The organism is Ruegeria sp. BI11 (assembly GCF_056538005.1).
Window position 1 is genome coordinate 831438 of record NZ_JBQFSM010000001.1, and the last position, 22019, is coordinate 853456.

Genomic DNA, 22019 nt, shown 5'->3' on the forward strand with positions numbered 1-22019 from the left:
TGTGCGTGCCTCCCTATTGCGTCCTGATCCCTTGGCTTTAGGTTGATCGCAATCACCCCAGCACGGAGCAACCGATGCCCTCGACCAATACTTTCTCTAGCTATGGCAGTGTGGCCAAGACCTTTCACTGGTTGACCGCTTTGCTGATCTTCACCGCCCTGCCGCTGGGATGGTTCGCCAACAATCTGGCACACGCAATCTATGACCCTGCGATCCCTACCACCGAGGAGGACCTTGTCCGAGCAGTTCAGCTGTTCTCGCTTCATAAGACGGTCGGGGTTACCGTCTTCTTCGTTGCTCTGGCCCGTATCATTTGGGCGTTGACCCAACCCAAACCCGGTCTGCTGAACGCAGACAACAAACCCGAAGCCTTTGCCGCCGAGGTCGTTCACTGGATGCTTTATGGCTCGCTGGTTTTGGTTCCGCTGACCGGCTGGTTGCATCACGCCGCGGCAGAAGGGTTTGCCCCGATCCTGTGGCCCTTTGGGCAAAACCTGCCCCTCGTGCCCAAGTCGCCCTATGTCGCCGAGGTCACGGCTGGCTTGCACTGGTTGTTTATCCTGGTTCTCGCTGGATCACTGGTTCTGCATATCACCGGTGCCCTGAAGCATCACGTGGTCGATAAGGACAGCACCCTGCGCCGTATGCTGCCCGGCCTTTCGGACGCTCCACAGCCGCCAGCCCAACATCATACGGCCCTGCCCGCATTTGCCGCGCTGGCAATCTGGGGCGCGGTTTTGCTTGGGGGCTGGTCCATGGGCGTAGTCTCGGACCACTCCGCCGCCGCGACCGACACCGCAGAGCTGACCGAGGTGCAATCGGACTGGCAAGTACAGAACGGGACACTGTCCATTACCATTACTCAATTGGGCAGCCCGGTAACCGGCACCTTCGCCGACTGGACTGCCGCAATCGCCTTTGAGGACCCATCCGAGCTAGGCCTGGCCGGGACAGTGGATGTCACAATCGCCATCCCTTCGCTGAGCCTCGGAACAGTTACAGATCAGGCCATGGGTGCCGATTTCTTTGACAGCACCCAGTTCCCAACCGCCCAGTTCAAGGCCGAGCTCTACAAGACCGGCACCGGGTACGAGGCACGCGGCCCGCTGACCATCCGCGACAAAACGGTGGATGTCGTGCTGCCCTTCACGCTTGATCTTCAGGACAACACCGCCACGATGACCGGAGCGTTGGAACTGAACCGTCTGGACTTTGACGTTGGCAAGTCCATGTCCGGTGAGGACTCGCTGGCCTTTGCGGTGGCAGTCTCGGTGGACCTGACCGCACAACGCGCCGAGTAAAAAAACCGCCGGGGTGATATACCCCGGCGGTTTCTATTCAAAGGGTCGGACCTGGCTTATTCAGCCTTCACCGCTTCGACCGAAATCCGAACTTCGACTTCATCACCGACGAACGGTGCAAACTGTCCCAGATCGAAATCGCTGCGTATTAATGTGGTGGTCGCATCAAAGCCGGCCCACGGCTTTTTTGCCATCGGGTGCTCGGACACCTGGTTGAGCTTGGCATCCAGAACGACCGATTTGGTAACACCATTCATGGTCAGATCGCCGGTGATGTTGGCAGTGTTCTCGCCGGTGACTTCGATGCCGGTCGACGTAAAGGTGACCAGATCACCTTCGGCTGCGCCAAAGAAATCCTCAGTCATAAAGTGATCTTCACGCGGCTTCCAACCGGTGATCATTTCGACAACAGGCATTGAAACGGACACGCTCGAAGCCGCGGGGTCTTCTTGATCGAACATGATCTCGCCCTCGAAGCCCGAGAACATGCCGGTGGTGGTTGAATAACCTAGGTGGTTATAGCTGAAGACAACCTGGCTATGGCTGGGGTCCAAAACATATTTCTCGGCGCTGGCAAACGCCGATGTTGCCGAAACGGCCAGTGCAGCAGCAAGAAGGGTGGATTTCATGGTAATCTCCGCAAAATTATGGATGCAATCCGGTTGGGTTGCTCAATAACGAAAATGTGCTGCCCTTGGGCAGCACACAAGTATTATTCGCTAACAGTTTCTGTTCTTAGATGAACAGAATAAGATTTAGGCAAAGATTGTTACACTTCCGCTCAGTTGCCCCTTGAGCGCTCGGCTGACATCCGCCGATTGCAGCGGCAGCTTCATCAACAGGCTGCCGTCGACGTCGTACAGTTCGACCTGATCGTCCGCAAAGCGGGCGCCGCCCAGCGTGTCGTAGCTACGGCGCAGAACAGTCTGTGGGCGGCCGTTCTCGTTCTTTTGCAGCACCCGAACCTCGCGGCGGATCGGGTCGAAATAGGCATCAGGGCGGGCATCCAGCAGCTGAATCGTCAGCAGGCTGACCCCAACCAAAAGGAACATCAGCGACGCAGCCAGCTTGATCGGCCAGACTTCGGCGGCCATTGCGGAGCCAGCAACCAGCCACATGGAAAAAGCCATCACGACTAGAAAAGCGCCCAAAAGACGGGCCAGTACCATGCGAACCTTCCAGTTCGGTGCGAAGGTGATCATAACTGGTACAGATTTCTCATAGTTCGCTGAGGTTGCGGACTTTTCGAATGCATTCGTATTCATCGCGGTCATCTCTCTCACCCTGTATTTCAGGTTGCCGATCTGGGTCCGGTCGGGCCGGATAGTCCCCGGTATGAAAAACAACTTTGAGCCGAAAAGCGTCAGGAATTGGGCGGTGCAATGTTAATTGGATGTTAATAGCACGACACCGCCAAGGCGTTTGAGGCGGGGCTTGCCCCTACCGCTCAAACGTGTATATGGGGCCATCCTTCGCAAATCATATGAATCGCGCAGCCTCTCGTGGCAGGGTCGCGAAGGACAAAATGGCCCCGCCTATGAAATGCGCCTTGATAGAAACAGGAGTGCACATGCCACTGTATGAGCATGTAATGATCGCGCGTCAGGACCTGTCCAACGCGCAGGCAGAAAGCCTCGTCGAACATTTCGGCACCGTTCTGGCGGACAACGGCGGCAACGTTGTTGAAAGCGAGTACTGGGGCGTCAAGACGATGGCCTACAAGATCAACAAAAACCGCAAAGGCCACTATGCCTTCCTGAAGACCGACGCCCCTGCCGGTGCCGTTCAGGAAATGGAACGCCTGATGCGCCTGCATGACGACGTTATGCGTGTTCTGACCATCAAGGTCGACGAGCATGCCGAGGGCCCCTCGGTCCAGATGCAGAAGCGCGATGAGCGCGAAGGCCGCCGCGAGCGCCGCTGATCAACGCCTGACGAAAGGACATAAACCATGGCCGCAAAACCATTCTTCCGCCGCCGCAAGGTCTGCCCGTTCTCGGGCGAGAACGCGCCGAAGATCGACTATAAAGACACACGTCTGCTGCAGCGCTACATTTCTGAGCGTGGCAAGATCGTTCCTTCGCGTATCACCGCCGTTTCGGCGAAAAAGCAGCGTGAACTGGCCCGTGCTATCAAGCGCGCGCGCTTCCTCGCCCTGCTGCCCTACGCCGTGAAGTAAGGAGAGACTGACATGCAAGTTATCCTGCTGGAACGCGTTGCGAAACTGGGTCAGATGGGCGACGTCGTTGACGTCAAGCCCGGCTATGCCCGCAACTTCCTGCTGCCCCAGGGCAAAGCGCTGAGCGCATCGGACGCCAACATCGCGTCGTTCGAAGCCCAGAAAGCACAGCTTGAGGCACGCAACCTGGAAACCAAGAAAGAAGCTGAAGCACTGGCTGAAAAGCTGGACGGTCAGCAGTTCATCGTGATTCGCTCGGCATCAGATGCCGGCGCTCTGTACGGTTCGGTCACCCCGCGTGACGCCGCGGACGCTGCAACCGAGGCTGGTTTCTCGGTCGACAAGAAACAGATTGCTCTGATCGCACCGATTAAGGAACTGGGTCTGCACTCGCTCGCAGTCAAACTGCACCCCGAGGTCGAAGTCGAGATCAAGATGAACGTCGCCCGTTCGGAAGAAGAAGCCGAACTGCAGGCGTCGGGCAAATCGATCCAGGAACTGGCTGCTGAAGAAGAAGCTGCCGCTGAATTCGAAATCGCTGAACTGTTCGACGATATCGGTTCCGCTGCTTCGGACGATGAAGAGCTGGTTGCCGAAGAAGCGCCGGCTGAAGAAGACGAAGCCAAAGCCTGATCCGGTTTTACCGAAATTTGAAAAGGCCGCACAGTTTCGTGCGGCCTTTTTTATGCACACGCAAAACGGGCAAATTTCGGCCACATCTCAAACCTATACTTGCAACCAGGTCTTCGTTTCCTATCATCGCGCCCTGAAATTCGGAGTACACAGATGACACCTATCCTGCGCCGCAGCGTTCTGGCCATGTTGCTGACAATCCCTTTCGCCGCCTGCGGCGGGCCGAATACGTCGACGCAAGATACGTTTGATCCCCCGCTCCATCCCAACGAAACTCCTGAGTTGCGGGCGTCAATCAACAAGTGGGCCGATCATTACGAAGTCCCTCGAGAGCTGGTGCACAAACTGGCGATCCGGGAAAGTACCCACCGACCCTGGGCTGTAAACCGGCCGTATTACGGCCTGTTGCAAATCCTGCCCGCGACGGCTCGCTCGATGGGCTACAAGGGAAATGCACAGGGGCTGTTGGATGCCGATACCAATCTGGAATTTGCCGGAAAGTACCTGCGTGGCGCGTGGCTGTTGTCGGACGGTGATCAGAAACGGGCAATATTCCTGTACGCCAAAGGATACTATCCAGAAGCCAAAGCGCGGGGAATGCTGGTCGAAACTGGGCTAGTGCCATCACCATAGGTTGTTAAATCATGGTTTATGACGCAATCTGGGCGTACTTGAGGGCTATTGTGACAAAAATGCTCTGATGTACATAACACTGATTCGAAAAGCACAGACAATTATTCCATTGTCTTGTCATTATCTGAAATATATGTTGTCGTACTTGTCGCGAGGTAAGTTGGTTCCACTCTGGTAAATTGCTGGTCCGAAGACACCATCGGGCTGAAATAAAAGCAGTAGTTCGTAGGCGCAATATGGAGATCATTGATCTGAGCACGCTGCCAGGTTCGGAAAATCGGTATACCGATTTTCTTAAGCAGGTTTGTGAAAAGTTTGAAATGGATCACGCAGCCTACGCGGGTATGAACCCGTCGGAGGGAAAAGTTGCAGGCCACGTTACCTATAATGACGACTGGAAAGAGCATTACCAAAAGCACGATCTGGTTATGATTGATCCAACGCTGCATGTGGCCAAACGCAGCATCGCTCCGGTTGATTGGACCCGCCTGGAACGCAACCAAAATTTTCAACGCGTTTTCAGAGACGCACATGATTTTGGCCTTCCCAGTCAAGGGGTTACCATTCCCGTCCGCGGACCTTATGGCGACATCGGTTTCCTTAGTGTGACACGTGACTGCTCTAAAGAGGAATGGCGCAAGCTCTACAAACACGTGATCAGCGACCTCCAGGGCATGGCAGTACACATGCATGACAACGTAATCACATCGGACGATTTCACCGGTGCGTTGTATCACCCCAACCTATCGACCCGTGAAGCAGAGATCCTTCAATGGGTTGCGGCTGGAAAATCGCAACAGGACATAGGCGACATTCTCTCAATCTCGCACCGGACGGTCGAGGTTCACCTGCGCTCAAGCAGGGAAAAACTGTGTGCGTTGACCACTCCACAGGCTGTGGGCCGGGCCATCGCAGTCGGACTTATCGGCACCGGCTAGGCACAGAAATCCCACAATCTGAACAAAATACGGGAAACCCCCAATAGAAAATCTCCTTCGAAGCGGTAACCTCTAGTTTACCGAATAACCACTCGAAGGGGGAAGAAATGATCATCGTAGTTGATGGGCTGAACAGACATATGTTCGGCGAAGTTCTTGACGAAATGTTCGAGTTAAGAGCGCGCGTTTTTGGTGAACGTCTTGGTTGGGACGTCAAAATCGAAGACGGCAAAGAAATCGATGAGTTCGATAATCTGGATCCGACATACGTAATCGGCTTCGACGACGGGGGGAATGTCGTCGCAGCCGTGCGTGCCCTACAGACGACCGGACCTCACATGCTGGCGGATGTATTCTCGGCCATTCTGGATGGAGAACCACCACTCCGAAGCGCAACAATGTGGGAATCCACGCGCTTCTGCGTCGACACCCAACGGCTAAAACACGGTACGGATAAGAACTCACTGTCCTATGCGACTTGTGAACTTATGGTTGGTTCGCTGGAATATGCCATAAACGCAGGTATTCAGGACATAATTACGGTCATTGATCCGGTGATGGATCGCGTTCTCAAACGTTCGAACTGCGCGCCTTACGACTATGTCGGGAAAACTGTGCCGATGGGCAAGGTTTCAGCTCTAGCCGCTCTGGTTGACTGCACCGATGAACGCATCGCCGCCCTACGGGAGTTCGCAGGCATCGAGGGAGATGTGTTCCTTGAAGAAGAAGAGGCACTTGCTCTGTTCAACAGCAAAAAGCTGGTCGACCCGAAAGTCGCGAACCGCGACCACCAACCTCTGACCGAACTAGAGAAATATTTTGTCGAACAGATGCATTCGGCAAAAACAGAAGACGAAACTAAAGACGTGCTAAAGCTAATCGAGGCACTGTCAGATCGCTTCACGCCAGAGCAGAAGATCGCTCTGCTGAGTACCCCCCGTGCTTTTGCTCATGAGGCCTGACCCCCTCACCTCATAAGATCAAAAGCCACCCACCGGAGCCGTCTGACCGCAGACGGCTCCGATTTTTTTTGTGCCCATGGGGAATGGGCGGAGGAGGATTACTCCTCTTCCAGTGCCTCAACGGCTTTCTGCAGGTCGTCTTTGCTGACTTCTTTGTCTGCAACCTGGGCCAGCTCAAAGATGTAGTCGATGACTTTGTCTTCGAAGATCGGCGCGCGCAGTTGCTGCTGCATCTGAGCGTTCTGCTGCACGAACTCAAAGAACTGGCGTTCCTGACCTGGATACTGACGCGCCTGGTTCATGATCGCCTGAGTCATCTCTGCATCGGTGACTTCAACCTCAGCCTTCTGACCCAGTTCTGCCAGCAGCAGGCCCAGGCGCACGCGACGCTCGGCCAGCTTGTTGTGCTCGTCGGTCGGCTCGATCTCTGCGTGATCGTGGCCTTCCACTTCCGGGTTTTCCTCGTGCCACAACTGATGAGCGATCTGCTTGGCTTCAGCCTCAACCAGCGACGGAGGCAGGTCGAAGGAAACGATCTTGTCTAGCGCATCCAGCAGGCCGCGCTTCATGACTGCGCGCGATGCACCGGAGTATTCCGCTTCCAGACGCTCGGCGATCTGAGATTTCAGGCCAGCCAGATCCTCGGCACCGAACTTGGTGGCCAGATCGTCGTTGATCTCGGCGGCAACCGGCTCTTTCACTTCTTTCACGGTGCAGGTGAAAACAGCATCTTTACCGGCCAGGTTTTCCGCACCGTATTCTTCGGGGAAGGTGACGTTGACGTCTTTTTCTTCCTCGGCCTTCACGCCAACCAGCTGCTCTTCGAAGCCGGGAATAAAGCTGTTCGAGCCCAGAACCAGCGGATAGTCTTCGGCCGAACCACCCTCGAAGGCTTCACCGTCCACTTTGCCAACGAAGTCGATCACAACCTGATCGCCGTCCTTGGCCTTGGAACCTTTGCGGCGCGCTTTGAAATCCTGCGCGGTTTCAGCCAGGCTTTTCAGCGCTTCTTCGATGGCTTCATCGTCGGCCTTAACAACCAGCTTTTCCAGTTCAACCGATTTCAGGTCAACGTCGGGGATGGCGGGCAGTGCCTCATAGGACATCTCGACGTGAACGTCGTCGCCTTCTTTCCAGTCTTCGTTGGTCATCTTGACTTCGGGCTGCAGCGCCGGGCGCTCACCGCTGTCTTCAAAGTGCTTGTTCATGGCGCCGTCGATGCTTTCCTGCATCGCTTCGCCCAGCAGGCGCTGGCCAAACTGCTTTTTCAGCAGCGCCATCGGCACCTTGCCTTTGCGGAAACCCTTCATCTCGACTTCGGGCTGCGCTTCGGTCAGCTTTTCGTTGACCTTGTCGTCCAGCTCGGCTGCGGACACAACGATGTTGTAGCCGCGTTTCAGACCTTCGTTCAGCGTCTCGGTAACCTGCATTATGGTAGTCCCCATAGGATTCGGGGCGCGCAAAAAGGGCGCGCCAGGCAAATTTGACGCCTTCTATTTGCCCAGCCGCCCGCGTGCAAGGGGCAAAGCCCGGATCAGCCTTGTTTTGCCGCCGATTTGAACAAAAAAACGCCCCGAATAGGACCGAGGCGCTTTGAGTTATTGGAGGACGATGTCAGAACTTCCAGCGAGCACCCAAAACCCAGGTTTCGTTGTTGTCGAAGGATGTACCGTCATCGAAGTCGTGGTTGCGATACTTCAGATAGGTGTCAGTGTTGATCGAGTCGATCTTCTGGATCACCGCGACCCCCCAGGCTTTGGTGCTGGATCCGTCTGTGTCGAAATCCGACCCGTCATAATAGTCGAGCCCAATGCCGGTTTTTCCCCAGGACACCCAGTCGTCTTCATAGGCGATTTTCGCGTACCAATAGTTCGGATCGCTGGCACCGGTTGAACTATCATTCCGTGTACCTGCAGCTGCCGTAAAGCTGAATCCGCTGGGCAGCAGAACTGAGGCTGAGCCAATCGTATCCTTGCGCTCTCCCGAAGTGTTATCGAAATCCCGCACTGCGTAAGCCAAGCTCGCGTCAAACTCGATGCCATTCGAAAAGGTGTTTCTGTAATTTACGGCAATGTCGTAATAGGTGTCGTCGTCACTGCTGGACAGAATATTTTCACCATAGGCAATACTGGCAGAAAACCCGTTAAAATTCGGCGTATCATAGCGGATGCGCCCGCGGCGAGACCCGTCAAAGCTGTCGCTGCTATCGCCAATCTTAATCCCGCTCAGGGTACCATTCGCTTCACGATAAAGGAATGCAAAGTTCTCGTCATTCGTGAACGAATACAACACAGTACCCACATAGGAGAGGTCGGCTTCGGCCGCCCCGTCGGACGCCATGCTCCCCTGGCCCGCCGAAAATGTGCCGTAATTTCCCTTCAACGCGAAATCGACATGGCGAATATCTGTGCGGGTCCAGCCGCCGAAATTTGTGCCCAACTGGTTCCATTCGGTTGAATTGGGCAGACCCAATGCAGATTCAAAGCGGAACGAAAATTCGTTGGCACCGTAAGGTTGGACTAAATGCAGTCCCACTCGGCTGTTCGAAAGGTCATTGTCTAGCACCCGGGTTTCTGTTTGCTGCCCGTCATCCACCGAGATCAAGGCAGGGTGCAACTGACCGTACAACAGCACGTACCCACCGCTGTTGTTTTTATATTTCAACTCGGCCGCTGCAGGAATTGCCGTTGTCGCAACCAGGGCCGCAGCTATTGAGGACAGTTTTAGTTTCTGGGTCATTTCATTCACCTTGAAAATTCCGGCTTTCGATGCTCCTCGATCGCGCGCATGACACCGAGGCTCCAGTAGCTGCACCCGATACTTTCAAAGTATTGCATACTCGCCACTTAGAGCATGAAAGTCAGAGATAATTCCTATTTCAATCAACGTATTATCTGCAGGTAGGACCGTAACCGAAGCCCCCCATCCAAGAGAATTCTGACGCCCGGCCATGCGTCTGGCAAACACTCGCTTAGACAGCACCGCAGACCAATCGGCCAAATGCTGCCGAAGTTCAGGTGGATCGGCCAAAACTTGCCTAATAAATCATATATCAAGTTGTTTGAAAACTTCGGGCAGCTGCTCAGGTAAATCTTCGGCGATCAACCCCGGGCCAAATGTTCGTGCGCATTCCACATGCAAACAGGCCGCAGTTTCCGCCGCCTGCATCGGCGAAAATCCACGCGCCAGCAGCCCAGCGATAAAACCAGCCAAGACATCCCCCGACCCGGCCGTCGCCAACCATGGGGCTGAGCGCTCATACACAGCGGCATTCACCGAACATCGCCCGTTCGGCGCGGCAATCACCGTGTCCGGCCCTTTGAACAGGATCACACAGCCTGCCCGCTTGGCGGCCTCGCGCGTTGCATCAACCTTGGAGTAAGCCGGACCTTGGGTTGCTGGTTCCAACAGCTTTTCGGCGACATCCGGAAACAGCCGTGCAAATTCACCGCCATGCGGGGTCAAAACACAATTTTCATGCAATTGCGCGAAAAAGGCCGAGGGATCATCAGCAAAAGCTGTCAACGCATCCGCGTCCAGTACTGTCGCGCGCTTTGCAGTCAGAGCCGCTGGCACCAATTCCCGCGCGCGCTTCAACCCCAATCCAGGACCAAGGCACAATGCGTTCAATCGCTCGTCCTGCAACACTCCGGTCAGGCCATCCGCCCCTTCAACCCGCTGCAACATAATGGCCGTGACCTGCGCCGCGACTTCCAACTGCGCCGCCGGAGGCATCCCCAAAGTCACCAACCCCGCCCCAATCCGCAGTGCCCCGCGTGCCGCTAATCGAGCGGCTCCGGTATTACCTGCGCCACCTGAAAGGGTTAGGGCGTGGCCGTGGGAGTATTTGTGCGATGTAGACTCTTTGCCTCCTACCCGACCAGAACCGACATGCACCTCAGAAACACACTCATCATTCTTGGACACTTTTAGCCCGATCCCCTTAACGACAACACGTCCGCACAATTCAGGCCCTTCAGCCAGCATGTGACCCAACTTTTTACTGTGAAACGTGACGGTAAGATCGCTAGCGCAAGACATTGCCTCCAATTTAGCAGGTAGTCCCACGAAATCCGGCGTCCTCAATGCACGACCACTGTCGCTGCACAAACCACTTGGCAGGTCAACTGACACAATCAGCGGGCACCAGTCGGGTCTCTGTGCCGCCGCCATCGCAGCACCAAGCCCCTGACTGTCGTGCAGGTCAAGCATAAGGAGACCAAGATCCGATAAGGGTCGGGCAAGCCCTGTGCCAAACAGGGCATCAACAATCACGTTGGCCTTGAGCGTCGAAGGCTCCAACCGTTCATCAAGCGGTTCGACGCATCCTATGCCAGTCCAGCGTTCATAGTTCACCCGCGCATCCGGCGGCAGCTTGTCAGGATCGCCGTAAAGAAATACCTCGACTTCCCAACCCCACTCCTTCAGCAAGCGCGCAACGACAAACCCATCTCCACCATTATTCCCTGGCCCGCACAAAACCACGGCGCGGCCCCAGGATTTGGCCAATTCAGGCCACTCCTCAAAAATCGCCTCAACAACGCCGCGCCCGGCCCGTTCCATCAACTCCAGCCCGGTCACCTCGCCAGACTCGATCGCGGCTTGTTCGATGGCCCGCATCTGCGCGGCTGTCAGCAATTCCGTCATCTCAAATTCCCCCGGCGATTCAATTCTGATTACTTTTTGTGCAAGTCGATCAAAGTTTCACCTACCGCTTAATTTCTAACCACAAGGGCACGGCCATTTTCGCAATCAGATTGCCGACCGATCTTAGACGTGATCAGTGCCTTTCTGACAAGAGTTATAGGAGCCCGGGATGAAGAAGATCGAAGCGATCATCAAACCGTTCAAACTGGACGAAGTGAAAGAGGCGCTGCAGGACGTGGGTGTCCAGGGCCTCAGCGTGATCGAGGTCAAAGGGTTCGGCCGGCAGAAAGGCCATACCGAGCTCTATCGCGGTGCCGAATACGTGGTCGACTTTCTGCCCAAGGTGAAGATCGAGGTCGTTTTGGACGACGATCAGGTCGACGCCGCCATCGAGGCCATCGTATCCGCCGCGAAAACCGACAAGATCGGCGACGGCAAAATCTTTGTCTCGCCCGTTGAACAAGCCATTCGCATCCGTACCGGCGAGATCGGTTCGGAAGCCCTGTAATCGAATACACTCAATAGAGGAATAAAAGTATGAGCAAGGACGCAGTTCTTCAGCTGATCAAGGACGAAGGCGCCGAGTACGTCGATGTCCGCTTTACCGACCCGCGCGGCAAATTGCAGCACGTGACCCTGATGGCCGATCAGGTCGACGAGGATTTCCTGGAAGAAGGCTTTATGTTCGACGGTTCGTCCATTGCGGGCTGGAAGTCGATTGAAGCTTCGGACATGAAGCTGATGGTCGACACCGAAAGTGCTTATGTCGATCCGTTCTACGCCGAAAAAACCATTTGCGTGCACTGCTCGGTTGTAGAGCCCGACACCGGCGAAGCCTATGAGCGTGACCCGCGCGGCACTGCCCAGAAAGCCGAAGCATACCTGAAAGCATCGGGTATCGGTGACGTCGCCTATATGGGCCCCGAAGCTGAATTCTTCCTGTTCGACGATGTTCGTTTCTCGAACACTATCAACAAAGTATCCTACGAAGTTGATGCAACCGACGCGTCGTGGAACACCGACACCGAATACGAGATGGGCAACATGGGCCACCGTCCGGGCGTCAAGGGCGGTTACTTCCCGGTCAACCCGATTGACGAAGCACAGGACCTGCGTTCGGAAATGCTATCGACCATGAAGCGTCTGGGCATGAAGGTCGACAAGCACCACCACGAGGTTGCCTCGTGCCAGCACGAGCTGGGTCTGATCTTTGACAGCCTGACCAAACAGGCCGATGAGCTGCAGAAGTACAAGTACGTCATCCACAATGTCGCACACGCCTACGGCAAATCGGCCACCTTCATGCCGAAGCCGATCGCAGGTGACAACGGCACCGGCATGCACGTGAACATGTCGATCTGGAAAGACGGCAAGCCTCTGTTCGCTGGCGACAAATATGCCGACCTGTCGGACGAAGCGCTGTACTTCATCGGTGGTGTTCTGAAACACGCCAAGACCCTGAACGCCTTCACCAACCCGTCGACCAACAGCTATAAGCGTCTGATCCCGGGTTTCGAAGCACCTGTTCTGCGCGCCTACTCGGCCCGTAACCGGTCGGGTTGTGTCCGTATTCCGTGGACCGAAAGCCCGAAAGCCAAGCGCGTAGAGGCTCGCTTCCCCGATCCGGCTGCAAACCCCTACCTGGCGTTTGCCGCGCTGCTGATGGCCGGTTTGGACGGTATCAAGAACAAGATCGATCCGGGCGAAGCCATGGACAAAAACCTGTACGATCTGCCCGCCGAAGAACTGGCCGACATCCCGACCGTCTGCGGCAGCTTGCGCGAAGCTCTGGAAGCTCTGGCATCGGATCACGACTTCCTACTGCAGGGCGACGTGTTCACCAAAGACCAGATCGACGGCTACATCGCACTGAAGATGGAAGAGGTCGAAACCTACGAGCACACACCGCACCCGGTTGAGTACGGTATGTACTACAGCTGCTAAACTGCGGTTAAGTATAAGAAAGACGAAGGGCGTCCAGTTGGGCGCCCTTTTGCTGTTCAGATTAACGGATCTTGACTGACGCATGCGAACGTCCGAGCCTCTGCCTAAAGTATTGATCAGAGAATTTTGGGAGGAAACGATGCGCCTGATGTTGAAATTCACGATACCGGTTGAAAAAGGAAATCAGGCGGAACGGGACGGCACGCTGGGAAAAGCTATCGAAGCGCTGGTAAATGAGGTCAATGCCGAGGCCGCCTATTTCGGTTTGGAACACGGGAAGCGCATGGGCATTGTCATCTTCGAGGAAACCGATCAGGCCCGTATGCCAAAGATAAACGAGCCTCTGTTTGCCGCGTTGAATGCCAATATTGAAATTCAACCTGTTCTGACCGCTGAAGATTTACAGCGCGGTTTGTAGTGTCATGCGGATCGGTAGGAACGGACTGGATCAGAGGAAGCTCTTCATGCGGCGTGTTGCGATTTTACTAACCTTTGCTCTGACTGTGCCTGCTGTTGCGGTCGCCGCCCCCTGCGGCAATACCAGCAACGGCTTTGAGGTCTGGAAGAAGGACTTTGCCAAACAGGCCAAACGCGCGGGCGTCAAAAAGAAAGGACTGCAGGCGCTGGCCCAAAGCCAATACGCAACCCGTACCATCGCGGCGGATCGCAACCAGAAAAGCTTTAAATACTCGCTGGACAAATTCATGCGCGTGCGCGGTGCCGACGCGATCGTATCGCAAGGGCGGAAACGCAAGGCCCGCAACCCGCAATTCTATGCCGCACTGGAACGCCAATACGGTGTTCCAAGCGGCGTACTGATCGCCATTCACGGAATGGAAACTGGGTTCGGAAATTTCATGGGGGACAGTCAGGTTGTTTCCGCGATCACAACACTGGCCTATGATTGTCGCCGTTCTGACTTCTTTATTCCTCATGCCATTGGTGCGTTGAAACTGGTTGATCAAGGCAGCATTACGACAGGAACGCAGGGGGCCAAACACGGCGAATTGGGGCACACACAATTCCTGCCGGGCAACGCGCTTACATATGGGGTTGATGCGACCGGCGACGGGCGGGTCGATTTCTACAACATGACTGACGCACTGGCCTCAACCGCCAATTTTCTCCGCCAGAAAGGGTGGAAACCGGGGCGCGGCTATCAACCGGGGCAACCTAATTTTGCAGTGATTCAGCAATGGAACGCTGCATCGGTCTATCAGCAATCCATCGCGATTATGGCGACCCGAATCGACAACTGAGAACCGCCACAAATCTGCGCCCCCACACCCCAATCCGGCCACATTATTGCCACAGACATTAATTGGCCCCTAAAATGTCTAGGTTTCCATAGAGTAATCAATCCCGCCATTTTTTGATTTTTTTCCATTTTTGCCAAAATCTGCCCCATATCCGTTGTTAACCTGTTTGCTAAGACAGGATGCGACAAGGGACAGCGCAGTGACTCCGAAGCACAGCTATCATGGTGGTCTTCAATTCAACGGTGAGACCGAGGGCGCGATCGAGCGTTTTGGCACCATTGTTGCGGCAACGTTGGAAGACTATGGCCATCTGGTAGAGCGCAAGACCATTCTAAGCGAGACCGAAGCCAGCATCGTTTCCAGCCAGTATCTGGTACGTCTGACCCTTGATACCCACGCTATAGGTACGGAAGACCGGTTTGAGCGGCTGGACCGTGCTGCCGGGTTGAAGACAGCCCACCGGCAGATAGTAACCCTTCCGAAGAACCGTTTGACAATCACCATCTCTCCGGTATCGGCACTGTTGGATGACAGTGAAATCTCAGAACTTATGCTGGTGGTTATCCTGTACCGGATGGTCGATATCTGCGCGACACAGCGTGTTGAGTGGCTGTCGCCCAACACCGTTCTGACCATCGAACAATTCATGAGCGCGTTCAACACATTGACGCCTTCCAAACCACGTAACAGAAAACAGATTTTCGAGGCAGTGACAGGCCCGTTCGCGGGGCTGGCCACTACTGAAGAAGACCTGGATGAGCCACAAAAAGAGGCGCTGAAAACAGCAGCCCGGCCGATCCAGCTGTCGGATGAGCAGTTGCTCAGCATCGCTTTCCGGACAGAACCTATCGAGCAGCCTACTGATCGGGACGACGACACGCCCCCCCTCGACCACGAAAAGCCCAGCGATATCCTTCGACTGTCCAGTTGGGGATTGACCGGGGCCGTGGCTAGCGTGTCAGTTCCGATCGCGGTCTCTTTGGCCGCAGTGAACCTGATTAGAGGCGAAGACTTTCGTCTGAATACTCAGGTACTTGCCTACACAGTCGCAATCTCCGCTCTCAGCACAAGCGGGGCAATTGCAGGTGTCGCAAACGCGTTGGGCATGTAACACTACACCGAAGACCCTCCTTGGAGGCCCCGCCACTTAGGCGGGGTTTTCCATTTTGTGCAGGTGCCGTGCCTCAAGCACATAAGTGTGGATCGAAAAGACCACCGACTGCGTTTCAGGCAGGCGCAATAGTGTCTGTCGTTCACTACGCAAATACGGAGCGGTCCCCGCATCTTTGACGTCGCGCGGTGCATTGGCGCTGCGAGGTTGGTGCAGCTCGGCGTTTTCGTACCAAAGCGCATTAAACCGCCATAGCGGACGGCCTGATTGTATCCCGTCGAACAGGCGCTGTACTCGGCGGGCGATATTGCCATCATAGCTGGCAACGGGCACGTGAATGTCGATCAAGGGCCGCATGAATTTTTCAGATAACCGCCAACTGGCCGGAAAACACAGAATGGCACCGGTCAGAACGTGTTCATCCCCATACTTTTGCAGGATGCAGAAATCTTCCTGAACCAGATGGCACAACGTATCCAGGGGACGAACCCGGTCGATTTCGACAACTTGTCCGTCAGGTCGTGTCACGCGATCCGAACTCTCTGGATAGGCGTGTCGTAGGACAACGCTCAAAAGCTCTTGCGCTGCTGGTTCGGCGTTTGGGTCCAGCGCTAGAACCTCGTCCCTTTTTTCCACCAACAGGGCTGCTCGCCGCTGCATCTGGGCGGCGAAAGCATCATCGCAATGCAGCCAATCATCCATGCTGCCCGGTTGAATACCGGGCAAGGGTCTTGGGGTTAGCGGATCATAGGGGATTGAGCTCTGAAGGATCGTCATGACTTGGACCTAGCACCAGTTCATTGGCTTGTCGGTCAAAAAGCGACGGATACGCCGTCGCAAACTTTCAAGACGTGGCGAAAATGATCTTCCACGCTCGAAGTCAGGCAGGGAGACCCACCATGAACCAACACTACCGTGATACCCGTAAGATCGACCCGACAAAGGGCGCAACGCTCGGCGATGGCACCCCGAATGAAAATGACCGGATCGAGATCGGGCCGACGCAATTGGCCTTTGCCGAATGGGAAGCGGCCGGACTTGCCCTGCCCAATCTGGCGCGGATGCGGGAACACCGGTGGAAACGACTGACCAAGGCCATCGTCGATCGCGGCTATGGTGGGTTGCTGATGTTTGACCCGCTCAACATTCGCTATGCCACCGACAGCACCAACATGCAGCTTTGGAACACCCACAACCCTTTCCGAGCGGTATTGCTGTGCGCCGATGGCTACATGGTGATCTGGGACTATAAGAATTCACCCTTCCTGTCTAAATTCAATCCGCTGGTGCGCGAACAACGCTCGGGCGCGGACCTGTTCTATTTTGACCGGGGTGACAAGGTGGATGTTCAGGCCGACGTGTTCTCGAACGAGGTGCGGGTGCTGATTGACGAACATGGCGGCGGCAATAAACGTCTGGCCGTTGACAAGATCATGTTGCACGGGCTGCGCGCGTTGGAAGCGCAGGGATTCGAGATTATGGAGGGCGAAGAGGTCAGCGAAAAGACCCGTGCCATCAAAGGCCCGGACGAGATTTTGGCCATGCGCTGCGCCCACCATGCCTGCGAAACTGCAGTGGCCGAGATGGAAAAGTTCGCACGCGCCAATGTGGGGGACGGCAAGACCTCGGAAGATGATATCTGGGCCGTTTTGCACGCCGAGAACATCCGGCGCGGTGGGGAATGGATTGAAACCCGCCTGCTGGCCTCGGGGCAGCGTACAAACCCCTGGTTTCAGGAATGCGGCCCACGGATCACCCAAAAGAATGAAATCATCGCTTTTGATACCGATCTGATCGGCTCATACGGCATCTGTATCGACATCTCGCGCACCTGGTGGATCGGGGATGAGAAACCCCGCCCCGACATGGTCTATGCCATGCAGCACGCGCATGAGCACATCATGACCAACATGGAGATGTTGAAACCCGGCGTGATGATCCCTGAACTGACCGCCAACGCGCATAAGCTTGACGATAAGTTTCAGGCCCGGAAATACGGCTGCCTGATGCACGGTGTAGGCCTATGTGATGAATGGCCACTGGTCGCCTATCCGGATAAGGCGGTTGCGGGCTCATACGACTATCCGCTTGAGCCCGGCATGGTCCTGTGTGTCGAGGCCGCCTGTGGTGAAGTCGGGGGCGATTTCTCGATCAAGCTAGAAGATCAGGTGCTGATCACCGAGGACGGGTATGAAAACCTCACCACATACCCGTTTGATCCTCAGCTTATGGGGCTGGCGTAAGATCTCAGTCCGGCCAGGTTGAGCGCCGGACGTTACCGTGCCAATCCTCGGATGGGATGGCGGCTTCGGTTGTGGTCGATGCCGCCGGTGACCAGTTTTGTCCCAGTGAGAACCCCAAAATTCCGGTCAAGGCGATGATGATCAGAAGATCGGGGCGAATAATAACGCCACGCGGGGCGGATGCAGTATGTGCCATTTGAGCCTCCTTGGCTGACTGTGTGTGACAACCGCAAGATGGGTGCTGGCAGTAAATTAATAAAACGAATATTTGATGGATCATACATCACAGATAGTGAACCATTTTGGTTTCGCGCAACCTACCGCAAATGTCTGTTTTCTCCTCACCTTCCCGTGACGCTTCTTACAATGGGGTTGAGTGACCAGAGCGAAGCACACAGTATTAGGGCCATCCCGATAGGTAAGGAATTGTCATGCCCACCGAACGCATTACTTTTGCCGGTCACGACGGCAACCAATTGGCTGCGCGCCTGGATCTGCCAGATGGCCCAGTGCTTGCGACCGCATTGTTTGCGCATTGTTTTACCTGTTCCAAGGACATTCCCGCCGCACGCCGCATCGCCGCACGTCTGGCGGCCATGGGTATTGCCGTTTTGCGCTTTGACTTCACCGGACTGGGCCATTCGGGCGGAGAGTTTGCGAACACCACCTTTACTTCGAATGTCGAAGACCTGATTGCTGCCGCGCATTATCTGGCCGGGCGCAAAATGGCCCCTGCTCTGTTGATCGGTCATTCATTGGGAGGGGCTGCCGTTCTGCGCGCCCGCGCCGGTATTCCCAGCGTCAAAGCAGTGGTCACGCTGGGCGCTCCTGCCGATCCTGGGCATGTTTCGCATCACTTCGAAGCTGCCCTGCCGGAGATCGAACAAGAAGGTTCGGCCGAGGTCATGCTGGGCGGTCGCCCGTTCCGCATCGGTAAGGCTTTTGTCGATGACATCTCGGAAACGGCCTTGGCCCCGGCCATTGCCGATCTCAAAGCAGCGCTGCTGATCCTCCATGCGCCACGGGATGAGACCGTCAGCATCGACAATGCCAGCACCATCTTTTTGGCTGCCAAACATCCCAAAAGCTTTGTCACGCTGGATGATGCCGATCACCTGATCACGCGAGCTGCAGATGCTGAATACGCTGCGGACGTGATCGCGGCGTGGGTCAAGAGGTACGTCACCCTCTGCCCTCCAGCACCGCCACCGGGCGCGCCAGAGGGCGTGGTGCGCGTGACCGAGGTCGATCCATCCGGTTTCCTGCAGGACATTCAATCCGGCCCCCGGCACCATGCAGTCGCAGATGAGCCTGAATCCTACGGCGGCTCGGATCGGGGTATGTCGCCTTACGGGTTTGTATCCTCGGGTCTGGGGGCCTGTACGTCGATGACGATCCGCATGTACGCGCGGCGCAAGCGGTGGCCTCTGACAGCTATCTCCGTCGATGTTTGCCACAACAAAGTGCACGGACAGGATGCCGGGCTGGCCGGAGACGGTAAAATCGACGTGTTCCGCCGGAAAATCCGCCTGGAAGGACCGCTGGATCAGGAACAGCGCACTCGGCTACTTGAGATCGCAGACAAATGCCCTGTTCACAGAACGCTAGAAGGGTCAGCCCAGATCACTACGGAATTGCTGACCTGACCCTCTGAATTTATCGGCGCGGTCGCGGCGCAGGTCGATGTATCGGAGGCCTGGCCGCAGGCGGGCGCGATACAGGTGGTCGTGGTCGCGCTGGCGGCTTGGCAACCGGCGGCTTTGGCCTTGCCGGAGGTTTACCTGCAGGTGGCTTCGGTCGCGGAGGCCGGTCGACGTCAATATCACGTCGATAATAGTCATTCCACAGCATCGAGTCATAGAACGGGTCGTAACCGTATCCATAACCGACACCGACCGAGACGCCTTCACATCCGGAAAGCGTAAAACTTGCAGCCCCAAGCCCCAACGCAAGGATGGTACGTTTGATACGTATTGTGATCATCTGCACGTCTCCCTACTGCAAGGCCCGGAACGACGTGAACACGGCGTTCAGGTCGTCAACATAAGCCGGGTCAGCGCCATTTCGCAGGATCGCCACAACCACGGCCACGCGACCATTCGGCAGGTCGATGACGGTCGCGGTAAAGTTGATGCCGCGCCCGTCCCGGGTGCCCGTGCCGCGTATCACGCGCGCAGGTAACCCTCCAATTCGAGTGTCGGAGGTGCCGGAAACTTCCGGATCCTCAACAAGGAATTTATCAATGTCTTCAAGATATTGAAGCCCATCATTAATTGACTTGACGCCCGCTGGTGAAACAAAACCCATCCAGACGTTGTCATCGGTCAACGGTCGTACAGCCATCACACGCGCGACCGCGCGCAGATCACCCAATTCGGTATCCTCAATTTCACGCGGGCCACCTGTTCGCACAACCCAATAGTCTGGCACGGCAAAGCTGAACAGGGCACGCCCAGCGTCGGTATATGTGACCGGAGTATCCGCGGATGCCGGTGTCATGACCCCCAGCCACAGGGCGGCGCAGGCGGTCAGGATCGAGCCAGTAAAAATTCTCATTTCTAAATAACCTGATGTTTTCGTTGAATGCAGCTTGGACCTTGGTTGCCGGTTTTGTCCAGCATCTCTTGGATTAAGCCGCAAAAAACCGCGCCCGGATTTCTCCGGGCGCGGGTTCGTTCAAACAGTTTCTGGGAAATCAGCTGCGGGCGTCGCCAACCATTTTCCATAGGGCGGGGATCAGTAGCGCGGCCAGCGCCAGTTTGATGACATCTCCCACCAGGAATGGCGTCAGGCCCCATTCCAGGATCGGCTTGTCCCAGCCGTACAGCTGACCCAGCCACAGCAGACCCGGCACGTAGATCAGCACATTGGCCAGAACCAGCGCCAGTGCCAGTTTGCCAACCGAGCGGTCCCAACCGCGCGCCGCCAGTGCGCCCAGCAGAACGGTAGCCATCAGGTAACCCACCAGATAACCGCCGGTACCGCCCATCATGTAAGTTAGCCCGAATTTCTCAGCCGATGAGCCCGCAAATACATCAAAGCCCAGCGCACCGATCAGCAGATAGCCCAGCATGGTGATCAGGCCCAGACGTGCGCCATAGGCGGTGCCGATGGTCAGCACGGCAAAGGTGCCCATGGTGATCGGAACCGGCCACATCGGCACTTTGATCTTTGCGGCAATCGCCAGAGCCAAGATACCCAGCGCAACCAGAACCACCTGTTTCACACGCAGCGCCGTGCCCTCGCGCGGACCGATTGCTTCGGCCAGAACATTTGTCGTCATTGTCATTTCTCCACGTTCGGATGGAAATTTGGGCACAGGATGGCCCATTTCACATCGAGACTTCAAGATGATTGCGCTATCGAGGGCGGTATTCGGTTTTCATTTCATAGGCTTTCCGAGGTCCGTTCACCGTCCAGTGTACGGACCAATTCGGCCAGCACGAAAAATCATAAACCGCGTCATAGCTGTCTGGCGGACAATCATGATGATCTTTAGCCTGGGAATGCCCCAGCCTCAATGCATGGAAATACCGCCCATCTTCGAAATGAACCGCAACCTCTTCGCCTGCATCCTGCCATATATAGCGTCGCGTGCCTTTCATCTCGGCCTGCCCAGGGATGCGCAGCGTAACCTCTTCGTCATAGATCAACCCATCCTCCGCCGGACACAGAACCGCGTGACCTTCGGCGTGTACGACCTGCCCTGCCCGCGTGTCCTGAATGGTGCGAGTCAGGCTCCACTTGCCCTCGAAATCGGACAGGCTGAGCGGCAAAGTCATTCCGCGAAGGTTCCGTCAGTGGTTCCGCCCGCGTCATCCACGAACCGGATCACTTCACCGCTTTGTTGCACGTCGTAACAGGCCCACAGATCCGAAGGGGGCCAGAGCGAGCAATACCGATCCTCACGTACGGCCCAGCGCCCCGCACTGGGTCTTCCCGAAAAATACTGGGTCAGCATCGTATCATCGAAGGTCTGCCAGACACCCTCTCCGTAATCGAGCTTTTGGCCAGCCAGAGCCTCCAAAGTCTCGTCTCCGGTCAGCGTCCGGAACTCTTCTGCGGCCAAAAAGCCGGGCCAAAGGGCCAAAATCAGGGCAAACCGTCTCATACCTGCACTCGCGCCTTGTTCCCTTGTGCGGCTGGGTTTAAACCCCGCGCCAACGCTC

Annotated in this window: 25 protein-coding genes; 14 read left to right on the forward strand and 11 right to left on the reverse strand. The window is 55.9% G+C overall.

Annotated elements, in window-relative coordinates; all coding sequences use genetic code 11:
* The first annotated feature begins 74 nt into the window (after positions 1-74).
* Positions 75-1301, forward strand: coding sequence for a cytochrome b/b6 domain-containing protein (locus ACR0DT_RS04115; RefSeq protein WP_480709525.1), 1227 nt, complete (start codon positions 75-77; stop codon positions 1299-1301).
* A gap of 56 nt (positions 1302-1357) precedes the next feature.
* Here the strand turns inward: ACR0DT_RS04115 and ACR0DT_RS04120 are convergent, their stop codons facing one another.
* Together ACR0DT_RS04120 and ACR0DT_RS04125 are read right to left on the reverse strand one after the other, a co-directional pair.
* Positions 1358-1930 (reverse strand): YceI family protein, encoded by a 573-nt coding sequence (locus ACR0DT_RS04120; protein ID WP_480709526.1) that lies wholly within the window; start codon positions 1928-1930, stop codon positions 1358-1360.
* A gap of 126 nt (positions 1931-2056) precedes the next feature.
* Positions 2057-2566 (reverse strand): hypothetical protein, encoded by a 510-nt coding sequence (locus ACR0DT_RS04125; RefSeq protein ID WP_480709527.1) that lies wholly within the window; start codon positions 2564-2566, stop codon positions 2057-2059.
* A gap of 305 nt (positions 2567-2871) precedes the next feature.
* On the opposite strand from ACR0DT_RS04125, the gene rpsF reads away from it, so the two are divergent.
* From rpsF to ACR0DT_RS04155, 6 genes are all read left to right on the forward strand, one after another.
* The gene (rpsF, locus tag ACR0DT_RS04130; RefSeq protein WP_155151103.1) at positions 2872-3225 is read left to right on the forward strand and encodes a 30S ribosomal protein S6; all 354 of its coding nucleotides are present in this window, start codon (positions 2872-2874) and stop codon (positions 3223-3225) included.
* Between the two features lie 27 nt (positions 3226-3252).
* The gene (gene rpsR, locus ACR0DT_RS04135) at positions 3253-3480 is read left to right on the forward strand and encodes a 30S ribosomal protein S18 (protein ID WP_005608650.1); all 228 of its coding nucleotides are present in this window, start codon (positions 3253-3255) and stop codon (positions 3478-3480) included.
* 12 nt (positions 3481-3492) lie between these two features.
* Positions 3493-4113, forward strand: a complete 621-nt coding sequence (gene rplI / locus ACR0DT_RS04140) for a 50S ribosomal protein L9 (protein WP_480709528.1) — start codon at positions 3493-3495, stop codon at positions 4111-4113.
* Positions 4114-4266: 153 nt separating this feature from the next.
* Positions 4267-4746, forward strand: coding sequence for a transglycosylase SLT domain-containing protein (locus ACR0DT_RS04145; protein WP_480709529.1), 480 nt, complete (start codon positions 4267-4269; stop codon positions 4744-4746).
* Positions 4747-4982: 236 nt separating this feature from the next.
* Positions 4983-5684 carry an autoinducer binding domain-containing protein gene (locus tag ACR0DT_RS04150; RefSeq protein WP_480709530.1) on the forward strand — a complete coding sequence of 234 codons (702 nt, stop codon included), beginning with the start codon at positions 4983-4985 and terminating at the stop codon, positions 5682-5684.
* Positions 5685-5791: 107 nt separating this feature from the next.
* Positions 5792-6646 carry an acyl-homoserine-lactone synthase gene (locus ACR0DT_RS04155; RefSeq protein WP_480709531.1) on the forward strand — a complete coding sequence of 285 codons (855 nt, stop codon included), beginning with the start codon at positions 5792-5794 and terminating at the stop codon, positions 6644-6646.
* A 98-nt stretch (positions 6647-6744) separates the two neighbouring features.
* Here ACR0DT_RS04155 and tig read toward each other — a convergent pair whose 3' ends face one another.
* From tig to ACR0DT_RS04170, 3 genes are all read right to left on the reverse strand, one after another.
* Entirely contained in the window at positions 6745-8076 is a 1332-nt protein-coding gene (gene tig / locus ACR0DT_RS04160; RefSeq protein ID WP_480709532.1) for a trigger factor, read from the reverse strand.
* A 184-nt stretch (positions 8077-8260) separates the two neighbouring features.
* Entirely contained in the window at positions 8261-9385 is a 1125-nt protein-coding gene (locus ACR0DT_RS04165) for a porin (RefSeq protein WP_480709533.1), read from the reverse strand.
* A 306-nt stretch (positions 9386-9691) separates the two neighbouring features.
* Positions 9692-11293: an NAD(P)H-hydrate dehydratase gene (locus ACR0DT_RS04170; protein ID WP_480709534.1), complete on the reverse strand. Its 1602-nt coding sequence runs from the start codon at positions 11291-11293 to the stop codon at positions 9692-9694.
* 169 nt (positions 11294-11462) lie between these two features.
* On the opposite strand from ACR0DT_RS04170, the gene ACR0DT_RS04175 reads away from it, so the two are divergent.
* The 5 genes from ACR0DT_RS04175 to ACR0DT_RS04195 all read left to right on the forward strand — a co-directional run bounded on the left by ACR0DT_RS04175 (position 11463) and on the right by ACR0DT_RS04195 (position 15607).
* Positions 11463-11801: a P-II family nitrogen regulator gene (locus tag ACR0DT_RS04175; RefSeq protein WP_480709535.1), complete on the forward strand. Its 339-nt coding sequence runs from the start codon at positions 11463-11465 to the stop codon at positions 11799-11801.
* Positions 11802-11830: 29 nt separating this feature from the next.
* Positions 11831-13237 carry a type I glutamate--ammonia ligase gene (gene glnA, locus ACR0DT_RS04180; RefSeq protein ID WP_170489693.1) on the forward strand — a complete coding sequence of 469 codons (1407 nt, stop codon included), beginning with the start codon at positions 11831-11833 and terminating at the stop codon, positions 13235-13237.
* A gap of 139 nt (positions 13238-13376) precedes the next feature.
* A complete protein-coding gene (locus tag ACR0DT_RS04185; RefSeq protein ID WP_480709536.1) occupies positions 13377-13655 on the forward strand; it encodes a hypothetical protein in 279 nt (92 codons plus the stop codon).
* Between the two features lie 46 nt (positions 13656-13701).
* The gene (locus ACR0DT_RS04190; protein ID WP_480709537.1) at positions 13702-14496 is read left to right on the forward strand and encodes a lytic murein transglycosylase; all 795 of its coding nucleotides are present in this window, start codon (positions 13702-13704) and stop codon (positions 14494-14496) included.
* Positions 14497-14695: 199 nt separating this feature from the next.
* A complete protein-coding gene (locus ACR0DT_RS04195; protein ID WP_480709538.1) occupies positions 14696-15607 on the forward strand; it encodes a hypothetical protein in 912 nt (303 codons plus the stop codon).
* 36 nt (positions 15608-15643) lie between these two features.
* On the opposite strand, the gene ACR0DT_RS04200 is transcribed toward ACR0DT_RS04195, so the two are convergent.
* The gene (locus ACR0DT_RS04200; RefSeq protein ID WP_480709539.1) at positions 15644-16384 is read right to left on the reverse strand and encodes a heme-dependent oxidative N-demethylase family protein; all 741 of its coding nucleotides are present in this window, start codon (positions 16382-16384) and stop codon (positions 15644-15646) included.
* 122 nt (positions 16385-16506) lie between these two features.
* On the opposite strand from ACR0DT_RS04200, the gene dddP reads away from it, so the two are divergent.
* Positions 16507-17850: a dimethylsulfonioproprionate lyase DddP gene (gene dddP / locus ACR0DT_RS04205; protein WP_480709540.1), complete on the forward strand. Its 1344-nt coding sequence runs from the start codon at positions 16507-16509 to the stop codon at positions 17848-17850.
* A gap of 4 nt (positions 17851-17854) precedes the next feature.
* Here the strand turns inward: dddP and ACR0DT_RS04210 are convergent, their stop codons facing one another.
* The gene (locus tag ACR0DT_RS04210; RefSeq protein WP_480709541.1) at positions 17855-18046 is read right to left on the reverse strand and encodes a hypothetical protein; all 192 of its coding nucleotides are present in this window, start codon (positions 18044-18046) and stop codon (positions 17855-17857) included.
* Between the two features lie 235 nt (positions 18047-18281).
* Here ACR0DT_RS04210 and ACR0DT_RS04215 point away from each other — a divergent pair, with 235 nt between their 5' ends.
* Positions 18282-19496, forward strand: coding sequence for a bifunctional alpha/beta hydrolase/OsmC family protein (locus ACR0DT_RS04215; protein ID WP_480709542.1), 1215 nt, complete (start codon positions 18282-18284; stop codon positions 19494-19496).
* Positions 19497-19845: 349 nt separating this feature from the next.
* Here ACR0DT_RS04215 and ACR0DT_RS04220 read toward each other — a convergent pair whose 3' ends face one another.
* The 4 genes from ACR0DT_RS04220 to ACR0DT_RS04235 all read right to left on the reverse strand — a co-directional run bounded on the left by ACR0DT_RS04220 (position 19846) and on the right by ACR0DT_RS04235 (position 21961).
* Positions 19846-20406 (reverse strand): hypothetical protein, encoded by a 561-nt coding sequence (locus ACR0DT_RS04220; protein ID WP_480709543.1) that lies wholly within the window; start codon positions 20404-20406, stop codon positions 19846-19848.
* A 139-nt stretch (positions 20407-20545) separates the two neighbouring features.
* A complete protein-coding gene (locus ACR0DT_RS04225; RefSeq protein ID WP_480709544.1) occupies positions 20546-21133 on the reverse strand; it encodes a biotin transporter BioY in 588 nt (195 codons plus the stop codon).
* Between the two features lie 76 nt (positions 21134-21209).
* Positions 21210-21632: a DUF6314 family protein gene (locus ACR0DT_RS04230; protein ID WP_480709545.1), complete on the reverse strand. Its 423-nt coding sequence runs from the start codon at positions 21630-21632 to the stop codon at positions 21210-21212.
* The gene (locus ACR0DT_RS04235; RefSeq protein WP_480709546.1) at positions 21629-21961 is read right to left on the reverse strand and encodes a hypothetical protein; all 333 of its coding nucleotides are present in this window, start codon (positions 21959-21961) and stop codon (positions 21629-21631) included. Before ACR0DT_RS04235 ends, ACR0DT_RS04230 begins: the two co-directional genes overlap by 4 nt.
* Positions 21962-22019: the final 58 nt, after the last annotated feature.

Excerpts from the sequence above, each read along its gene's own strand:
- ACR0DT_RS04115 (WP_480709525.1), top strand. The coding sequence starts at position 75 with ATGCCCTCGACCAATACTTTCTCTAGCTATGGCAGTGTGGCCAAGACC.
- ACR0DT_RS04120 (WP_480709526.1), bottom strand. The coding sequence starts at position 1,930 with ATGAAATCCACCCTTCTTGCTGCTGCACTGGCCGTTTCGGCAACATCG.
- ACR0DT_RS04125 (WP_480709527.1), bottom strand. The coding sequence starts at position 2,566 with ATGAATACGAATGCATTCGAAAAGTCCGCAACCTCAGCGAACTATGAG.
- rpsF (WP_155151103.1), top strand. The coding sequence starts at position 2,872 with ATGCCACTGTATGAGCATGTAATGATCGCGCGTCAGGACCTGTCCAAC.
- rpsR (WP_005608650.1), top strand. The coding sequence starts at position 3,253 with ATGGCCGCAAAACCATTCTTCCGCCGCCGCAAGGTCTGCCCGTTCTCG.
- rplI (WP_480709528.1), top strand. The coding sequence starts at position 3,493 with ATGCAAGTTATCCTGCTGGAACGCGTTGCGAAACTGGGTCAGATGGGC.
- ACR0DT_RS04145 (WP_480709529.1), top strand. The coding sequence starts at position 4,267 with ATGACACCTATCCTGCGCCGCAGCGTTCTGGCCATGTTGCTGACAATC.
- ACR0DT_RS04150 (WP_480709530.1), top strand. The coding sequence starts at position 4,983 with ATGGAGATCATTGATCTGAGCACGCTGCCAGGTTCGGAAAATCGGTAT.
- ACR0DT_RS04155 (WP_480709531.1), top strand. The coding sequence starts at position 5,792 with ATGATCATCGTAGTTGATGGGCTGAACAGACATATGTTCGGCGAAGTT.
- tig (WP_480709532.1), bottom strand. The coding sequence starts at position 8,076 with ATGCAGGTTACCGAGACGCTGAACGAAGGTCTGAAACGCGGCTACAAC.
- ACR0DT_RS04165 (WP_480709533.1), bottom strand. The coding sequence starts at position 9,385 with ATGACCCAGAAACTAAAACTGTCCTCAATAGCTGCGGCCCTGGTTGCG.
- ACR0DT_RS04170 (WP_480709534.1), bottom strand. The coding sequence starts at position 11,293 with ATGACGGAATTGCTGACAGCCGCGCAGATGCGGGCCATCGAACAAGCC.
- ACR0DT_RS04175 (WP_480709535.1), top strand. The coding sequence starts at position 11,463 with ATGAAGAAGATCGAAGCGATCATCAAACCGTTCAAACTGGACGAAGTG.
- glnA (WP_170489693.1), top strand. The coding sequence starts at position 11,831 with ATGAGCAAGGACGCAGTTCTTCAGCTGATCAAGGACGAAGGCGCCGAG.
- ACR0DT_RS04185 (WP_480709536.1), top strand. The coding sequence starts at position 13,377 with ATGCGCCTGATGTTGAAATTCACGATACCGGTTGAAAAAGGAAATCAG.
- ACR0DT_RS04190 (WP_480709537.1), top strand. The coding sequence starts at position 13,702 with ATGCGGCGTGTTGCGATTTTACTAACCTTTGCTCTGACTGTGCCTGCT.
- ACR0DT_RS04200 (WP_480709539.1), bottom strand. The coding sequence starts at position 16,384 with ATGACGATCCTTCAGAGCTCAATCCCCTATGATCCGCTAACCCCAAGA.
- dddP (WP_480709540.1), top strand. The coding sequence starts at position 16,507 with ATGAACCAACACTACCGTGATACCCGTAAGATCGACCCGACAAAGGGC.
- ACR0DT_RS04210 (WP_480709541.1), bottom strand. The coding sequence starts at position 18,046 with ATGGCACATACTGCATCCGCCCCGCGTGGCGTTATTATTCGCCCCGAT.
- ACR0DT_RS04215 (WP_480709542.1), top strand. The coding sequence starts at position 18,282 with ATGCCCACCGAACGCATTACTTTTGCCGGTCACGACGGCAACCAATTG.
- ACR0DT_RS04220 (WP_480709543.1), bottom strand. The coding sequence starts at position 20,406 with ATGAGAATTTTTACTGGCTCGATCCTGACCGCCTGCGCCGCCCTGTGG.
- ACR0DT_RS04225 (WP_480709544.1), bottom strand. The coding sequence starts at position 21,133 with ATGACGACAAATGTTCTGGCCGAAGCAATCGGTCCGCGCGAGGGCACG.
- ACR0DT_RS04230 (WP_480709545.1), bottom strand. The coding sequence starts at position 21,632 with ATGACTTTGCCGCTCAGCCTGTCCGATTTCGAGGGCAAGTGGAGCCTG.
- ACR0DT_RS04235 (WP_480709546.1), bottom strand. The coding sequence starts at position 21,961 with ATGAGACGGTTTGCCCTGATTTTGGCCCTTTGGCCCGGCTTTTTGGCC.